This window comes from Nocardia abscessus NBRC 100374 (assembly GCF_000308455.1).
Lineage (GTDB): Bacteria > Actinomycetota > Actinomycetes > Mycobacteriales > Mycobacteriaceae > Nocardia > Nocardia abscessus.
Genome location: NZ_BAFP01000083.1, coordinates 23,133 through 29,682 on the forward strand (window position 1 = coordinate 23,133; position 6,550 = coordinate 29,682).

8 protein-coding genes are annotated in these 6,550 nt (G+C 67.8%); 5 read left to right on the forward strand and 3 right to left on the reverse strand.

The features are described from left to right. Window positions 1-67: 67 nt before the first annotated feature. The 4 genes from ON19_RS16515 (at window position 68) to ON19_RS16530 (ending at window position 3,953) form a co-directional block, all read left to right on the forward strand. Window positions 68-379: an STAS domain-containing protein gene (locus ON19_RS16515; RefSeq protein WP_043692835.1), complete on the forward strand. Its 312-nt coding sequence runs from the start codon at window positions 68-70 to the stop codon at window positions 377-379. After that, window positions 376-1,338 carry a sensor histidine kinase gene (locus tag ON19_RS16520; protein ID WP_043692838.1) on the forward strand — a complete coding sequence of 321 codons (963 nt, stop codon included), beginning with the start codon at window positions 376-378 and terminating at the stop codon, window positions 1,336-1,338. Before ON19_RS16515 ends, ON19_RS16520 begins: the two co-directional genes overlap by 4 nt. Before the next feature lie 302 nt (window positions 1,339-1,640). Continuing rightward, window positions 1,641-2,393, forward strand: a complete 753-nt coding sequence (locus ON19_RS16525; RefSeq protein ID WP_051168971.1) for a GAF and ANTAR domain-containing protein — start codon at window positions 1,641-1,643, stop codon at window positions 2,391-2,393. A gap of 54 nt (window positions 2,394-2,447) precedes the next feature. Beyond that, the gene (locus tag ON19_RS16530; RefSeq protein WP_043692864.1) at window positions 2,448-3,953 is read left to right on the forward strand and encodes a PP2C family protein-serine/threonine phosphatase; all 1,506 of its coding nucleotides are present in this window, start codon (window positions 2,448-2,450) and stop codon (window positions 3,951-3,953) included. A 15-nt stretch (window positions 3,954-3,968) separates the two neighbouring features. On the opposite strand, the gene ON19_RS16535 is transcribed toward ON19_RS16530, so the two are convergent. After that, complete coding sequence (locus ON19_RS16535) at window positions 3,969-4,625, reverse strand: maleylpyruvate isomerase family mycothiol-dependent enzyme (protein WP_051168972.1); 657 nt, start codon at window positions 4,623-4,625, stop codon at window positions 3,969-3,971. A gap of 69 nt (window positions 4,626-4,694) precedes the next feature. Here ON19_RS16535 and ON19_RS16540 point away from each other — a divergent pair, with 69 nt between their 5' ends. After that, entirely contained in the window at window positions 4,695-5,630 is a 936-nt protein-coding gene (locus ON19_RS16540) for a MerR family transcriptional regulator (RefSeq protein ID WP_043692870.1), read from the forward strand. Between the two features lie 49 nt (window positions 5,631-5,679). Here ON19_RS16540 and ON19_RS16545 read toward each other — a convergent pair whose 3' ends face one another. Continuing rightward, window positions 5,680-5,871, reverse strand: coding sequence for a DUF6011 domain-containing protein (locus ON19_RS16545; protein WP_043692841.1), 192 nt, complete (start codon window positions 5,869-5,871; stop codon window positions 5,680-5,682). 110 nt (window positions 5,872-5,981) lie between these two features. Continuing rightward, the coding region (locus ON19_RS16550; RefSeq protein WP_255218393.1) for a sulfurtransferase at window positions 5,982-6,550 on the reverse strand (569 nt) is incomplete at its 5' end.

The following is a 6,550-nucleotide window of genomic DNA, read 5'->3' on the forward strand; positions in this document are numbered from 1 at the left end:
AGTGGAAGGTCGGTGAGCAGTGGATTCCGCACCGTCGACCCCACCTCGTCGTCCGCGGGTGCCGGATATGTCGACCCTCCGGACGTCTCGGATCAGCAGCGACCCTTCCGGCCTGCGGTGCGCGGGCGCGGTCGATTTCACCACCCGCGATGCTTGGCGCTCGGTTCTCGCCGAGCTGGTCGCCGTGGACCGGGACGTCCACTTGGACCTGTCCGAGCTGACGTTCATCGACGTCAACGGGACGTCGATTCTGGTAGAGGCTGCCAGCGATCCATCGCAGGCACGACGAATCGTGTTGCATCGGCCGCCGCCGATGATGCTTCGGATCCTCGAAGTGTTCTGGCCCTTCCTACACACGATCGAGGTAGTGCACCCATGAGTTCTCCTGGCGCTGCGTCGGCCGCTTCGACCGACCCCTTCGTGCACCCCGCGCTGTTCTATCGCGACACCGAGGAGTACCTCGCAGGCACCGTCGGGTTCATTCGCGAAGGGCTCGCGCACGGTGAACCGGTCGCGGTGGCGGTTCCCGGCCCGAACCTGGCCCTCTTACGCGCCGAACTCGGCTCCGACGCGGCCTCGGTACACCTGATGGACATGACGGTCGAAGGCCGCAACCCCGGTCGCATCATCCCCGGAGTACTCCGCGCCTTCGCCGACGAACACCGGTCCGGACGCGTGCGAATCATCGGTGAACCCATCTGGGCCGGCCGCTCAGCGCTGGAGTATCCAGCGTGCGTTCAGCACGAAGCTCTGATAAACGCGGCTTTCACCGGGCGGGAAGTGAGCATCCTGTGCCCCTACGACACCGAACGCCTGCCGTCTGATGTCCTGGCCGACGCGCACGCCACCCACCCCGTCCTGATCGACGCCACCGGTCAGCGAACCAGTGACCACTACGACCCCGACCACATCGTCGAGTCCTACAACCGACCGCTCCCGGCTCCGCCCGACACCGCCGCCACCATGGTCTTCGACGCGACCTCCCTGGCCCACGTCCGGCACGTCGCCACCGACCACGCCCGCCGCGCGGGCATACCCGAGCACCGTCTGATCGATGTCGAACTGGTCATCGCGGAGACCACCACCAACTCCGTCGTCCACGGCGGCGGACACGGCACGCTGACGATGTGGACCGACGAGAACGAACTGCGCTGCCGGATCAGCGACAGTGGGCACATCACGAATCCGCTCGCGGGCCGCCTGCCCGCCCAGTCCTATCGGCCGGGCGGCCGCGGGCTGCTGCTGGTCAACCATCTCACCGATCTCGTGCGCATCCACACCACCCAGCACGGCACCACCATCCAGCTCCACTTCGGCTTCGGCCACGATCTGCCCTAGCGCCGTACGGCAGGGCCGGAATGTCCACCCGGGGTATGCAAGCGCGTCGATGCTCAGCGAGCGCCGACCTGGCTGACCGTCGACTCGAATCCGCGTGAAACCAGCGGTGACGGCTTCGGGCCGGTCAGGTTCGAGACCACGAGCGGTCGGCTATCCTTAGGGCACGCGCCGTCTGCGCACCGATCAGCCCTCCCCCGCGTCCGGTGATTGCCAGGGGAAGGGCGCCGGAATGGCCCGAACGGGTCGGCGCACGGACCACCGCAAGACCGGGCCGGCCGGAGGTCGAGGAGGTGCATGACGCGATGCCCGCGGATCTCCCGCCGACAGAAGGCCTGCTGAGCGAGGTCGCGGCTACGCAGCAGATAGCGGCGGCGTTCGCGCGCATGTCGGGTCTGTTCCTTTCCGTCGAGACGGTGACCACGGCATTGAAGTTGATCACGGCGTTGTCGATGGAGATGGTGCCCCGGACCGCCGGAGCCGGCATCACCCTGGTGGACAGCGAAGGCGAACGCGTGACCGCGGCGGCCACCGATGACCTGGTCGAAGAAGCCGACAGCTTGCAGTACCGACTGGGGACAGGTCCGTGCTTGGCCGCGTGGGCGGATCGGGTGGTGCTGCGAGTCGATGACCTCGCGGTGGATGATCGCTGGCCGTCCTGGTCACGCCAGGCGGTGCGGTTGGGGCTACGGTCGTCGTTGAGCGCGCCCCTGGTCGCCGGTACCCAGGCATTGGGGGCGATCAAGGTCTACGCCCGCGAGCCGCACACCTATGGCGCGCGCGAGGAGCGTTTGCTGACCATGTTCGCCGCTCAGGCGGCCATGCTGTTGTCGAACATGCGCGCCGCCGAGGACGCCGAGCGTGTCAGCGCTCAGATCGCGGATCATCTGCGCACGCGCGAAGCGGTCACGTTGGCGAAGGGCATCGTCATGGCCCGGGACGGGGTGGACGAGCGGACCGCGTTCCTGACGTTGGCCCGAACCGCAGGCGAGCAGCGCACCACATTGCGCCGGGTCGCCGAACGCCTTGCCCAGTCGACCGTGCGGCGTCTGCGCTGAAAGGTGGTCCAGTGCTCATCGAAATCGATGCCGACCGTGCGGATGGTGACCGCGATGACCGACGACCCGGCCGCTGACGAAGCCGACAGCAATGTCCGCGAGCAGCAACGCAGTCTCGCGTTGGCGTTGAAGGGCGCGCAACTGTCCGTGGAGGAACTGTGGATGCGCTACTTCGGTATGGGCGGCGAAGCCGGCTACCTCGAGGTCGACGCCTACGTACGCGGCACAGGCGAGACACCAGCTTTGGACCGCGACATCCTCGCCCACGCGGTCAACGAACGCATCGATGAGCTGACCTGGGCCAAGCGCGCGGTCTACAGCCGCCCGTTGCGCAGCCGCGAACCACGCGACGCCCCCCTGTCCGCGCTGGTGCGACTGCTCGAAGGGGCCGAACTCGCACCGCCGGACCGCCTACCCGCCATCGCCGAATCCGCGGGCCGGGCACTGGGTGTCCACATCGCGATCTACTTGACCGATTACGACCAGCGATACCTGTGCCCCCTCACGACCGGATTCGCCACCGGCGAAGCGGAGGCGGTACCGGCAGGAGCTTTCGAGATCGATAACACCCTGCCGGGGCGAGCGTTCCGTCAGGTGCAAATCCTGCCTTCGCAGACCACTGATCGGTACCGGCTCTGGGTGCCGTTGATGGACGGAGTCGAACGTCTCGGCGTCTTGGATGTTCAGGTCGATAGCGTCGATGATCTCTACGATCCTGGTCTTCGAGTGCAATGCCAATGGGTATCGCACCTGCTCGGCCACCTCGTCACCGCGATGAGCCAATACGGCGACGCACTCGAACGGACCCGGCTGCGCACCCGTCGGACGGTCAACGCCGAGCTGATCTGGTCGCTGTTGCCGCCACTGACCGCCGGGGTGGACAGCTTCGTCGTCACCGGCGTCATCGAACCGCGGCACAGCGTCAGCGGCGACGCCTTCGACTACGCCCTGTCCGAAACCACCGCGAATCTGATCGTGTTGGATGCCGTCGGCCACGACTTGCGAAGCGGTTTGATCGCCGCCGCCGCGGTGGCCGCCTACCGCAGCGCCCGGCACGCGGGCCACGGCCTCTACGAACAAGCGCGCACCATCGACGAGACCATCAGCCATCAGTTCGGTCACGCGTTGTTCGCCACGGCCGTACTCGCGGAGCTCGACCTCCCCACCGGCCGACTTCGCTATATCAACGCAGGTCACCCGGAGCCACTCCTCATGCGCGGCGGCAAGATCGTCAAGCCGCTCAACGCCGGTCACAGCCTGCCCTTGGGCCTCGGGATCGGGGAACTTCACATCGGCGAGGAATTCCTGCAACCCGAAGACTGGCTGCTCCTGTACACCGACGGCGTCCCGGAAGCACGCGACAACACCGGCGAATTCTTCGGCGAAACCCGTCTCATCGATTTCCTGCGCCGCGAAGCCGCAGCAGGCCACCCGCCACCGGAAACAGCCCGGCGACTCATCAAGGCCGTCCTCGAACACCAGCACCAGCCGCTACAGGACGACGCCACCGTCCTCCTCGCCCGCTGGACGCACCCCCGGCAACTCATGCCCGATGCGTAGCGGCGCAGCGACCGACTACGGTCGAGCATCCTCGGCAAACAGCGTCGCCCCATCTCCGGTGATCTCATCCCACGCTCCGCGGCGTCCGGTGAGGACCAGCAAGAGGGCGGCGGCCGGGCCGGTGATGATCGGTCCCTCGCCTGCGGCCCACTCGGCGTCGGATGCCAGGAGGCGGTAACCGGTGAACTTCTTTCGGGCGTGGAAGGGGGCGCCCGTGGTCCAGATCCGGTCGATCGCCACGACTGCGGCGGCTTTCGGCATTTCCCGTGCGATGCCGAGCGGACGCGCGATGTCCTGGCCGTGCACCAGCAGATCCATCAACCGATCGGCCGGTGTCGTGCCGATCGCCGTGACCCGCGCATCGACACTGTCACGCAACTCGTCGAGCAACTGCGCTGTCGTCACGTGGTTCGCGTGACGAACAGCGGTATCGAAGATCGCCCGGTGGAGGCTGCCTCTCGCTCGGATCAGGTTGACCAGGATCCAGCCGATATCGGCGCGAGCCGACAACACTACGTGCGCGACAACGTCACGCACGCGCCATCCATCGCACAGCGAGGGATGGTCCCATCCGGCTTCCGGCAGCGGCGCCAGCAGCTCGGCCAAACCGGCCCGCTCAGCAGCGACGGCCCGCCAGATCTGCTCGGTGCTCATCGTCGTGTCCTCGGTCATCGAATCTCCTTCTCTCGGGGGGTGTTCCAGTACGGTAGGAACTCCACTGGAGTGGAGGTTCCAGCGATTGTGACCGAGAACACACACCGTGACGGCCTGGTGAGTATCGGAGAGCTGTCGCGATCGACCGGTGTGCCCGTGCGCACGCTCCGCTTCTACTGCGACGAGGGGATCCTGGAGGCCCAGCGCAGCACCGGCGGGCACCGACTGTTCGATTCGGTGAGCGCGGTCGACCGGGTACTGCTGCTGCGCCGACTTCGAACGCTCGGCCTCAGCCTGTCCGCGATCACCGACGTCCTCAGCGGTGACACCTCCATCGCCGACGCGGTCGCCGCCGAACGCGCCGCGCTCGACACCGAACTCCGCACGCTGGCCTGGCGACGAGCATCGCTACTCGCCGTAGAGGACGCCCCTCCCGCCGAACGCACCGCACGGCTGGAATTGCTTGCCGCCGTTCAAGATCGGCATCATGCGCACGACCGTCTCGTGAAGTTCTGGCGGCGACTGCTCACGCCGCTGCCATCGGCGATCTTCGACGGGTTCGTCGCGATGAACATCCCGGACCTACCGGCTGATCCGCCGCCGCGACAAGTCGTCGCCTACGCCGAACTCACCGCCCACATCACCGATCCCGCACTGACCGCCGCGATGGCGCGCCAACTCTGGCGGACGGACCCGGCCGGAATCCACGACAAACGCGCATTGGTGACAGGGGTCGCCGAAGTATGCGAATCCGTCGACGCGCTTGTCGCCGCACACTGTGAACCACACCCCGGTCCTGAACTCGACCAGTTCATCGACGTCCACGCCACCGCCCGGCGCGAACGCGACACGCCACGCCTGCGGCACCGACTCCTCCACGGCGCCGCCGACACGCACCCGGCCATTCACCGCTATTGGGAACTCACCACCGAGATCACCGGAACCACCACCTCGGGCGCCGCCCAATACTGGCTCTACCGAGCATTGGCACGATGGACCGATCCGGCGGCACGTTACCGGTGACGACAGCTCGATCGGGCGCCGTCGCTCAGTGGTTCTCGACCGGGGGCACTCACGCTGCGACGTCGAACAGCGTCAATTCGTGCGGCTGCGTCGCGGAAGCGGCGCGCAGTTCCGCGCGCTCCCGGCTCGCGCACGTGGGTCCGATACCTTGCGCGACCGAGTACGGCGACAGCAGCCAACCGTGACAGCGACGGCAATGCGCGACCAATCTCACCGTGGGTCGGTCGTCGGTGGCGCCCATGCATTCTCCTCCGGCCAGTCAACAACGTCGACAGTTTGACACGAGGGACCGACACCTCGCCGGATCCTTTCTCCGGGCAGTCGAGAACTCGCGCCTTCGATGCCTGCCGGTCAGCCGCGAGCGGTGCCTGTGGCGATCGGCCGGGTGGGGTCGGTGATCCACTGTGACCACGAGCCGGGGTAGAGCGCGGCGGTCACGCCGAGTTTGCTCAGGGCGAGCACGTCCAGGGTCGCGGCGACGCCGCCACCGCAGTAGGCGCCGACGGGTGCGCCGGTGAGGTAGGGCGCGTAACGCGAGCGAAGTGTGTCGTCGTCCTCGAAGTAGCCCTCGCGGAGGTTCTCGTTCCCGGGCAGGCTGTGCGCGCCGGGAATGTGGCCGCCGGTCGCGTCGTCCGCCGAGCCGGCGTACGCGGCGGGCGGCCGGGAATCGAGCAGGTGACCGTCGCGGGCGAGTGCGGCGGCGGTATCGGCGTCCAGGGTGGGCAACGCGCCGAGCCGCACCCGCGCGGTACCGCCACCCGCGGCCGGACGCGCCGGGAATGTGGCCGCCGGTCGCGTCGTCCGCCGCACCGGCGTAGGCGGCGGGCGGCCGGGAATCGAGCAGGTGACCGTCGCGGGCGAGTGCGGCGGCGGTATCGGCGTCCAGGGTGGGCAACGCGCCGAGCCGCACCCGCGCGGTA

Excerpts from the sequence above, each read along its gene's own strand:
- ON19_RS16515 (WP_043692835.1), top strand. The coding sequence starts at position 68 with ATGTCGACCCTCCGGACGTCTCGGATCAGCAGCGACCCTTCCGGCCTG.
- ON19_RS16520 (WP_043692838.1), top strand. The coding sequence starts at position 376 with ATGAGTTCTCCTGGCGCTGCGTCGGCCGCTTCGACCGACCCCTTCGTG.
- ON19_RS16525 (WP_051168971.1), top strand. The coding sequence starts at position 1,641 with ATGCCCGCGGATCTCCCGCCGACAGAAGGCCTGCTGAGCGAGGTCGCG.
- ON19_RS16530 (WP_043692864.1), top strand. The coding sequence starts at position 2,448 with ATGACCGACGACCCGGCCGCTGACGAAGCCGACAGCAATGTCCGCGAG.
- ON19_RS16535 (WP_051168972.1), bottom strand. The coding sequence starts at position 4,625 with ATGACCGAGGACACGACGATGAGCACCGAGCAGATCTGGCGGGCCGTC.
- ON19_RS16545 (WP_043692841.1), bottom strand. The coding sequence starts at position 5,871 with ATGGGCGCCACCGACGACCGACCCACGGTGAGATTGGTCGCGCATTGC.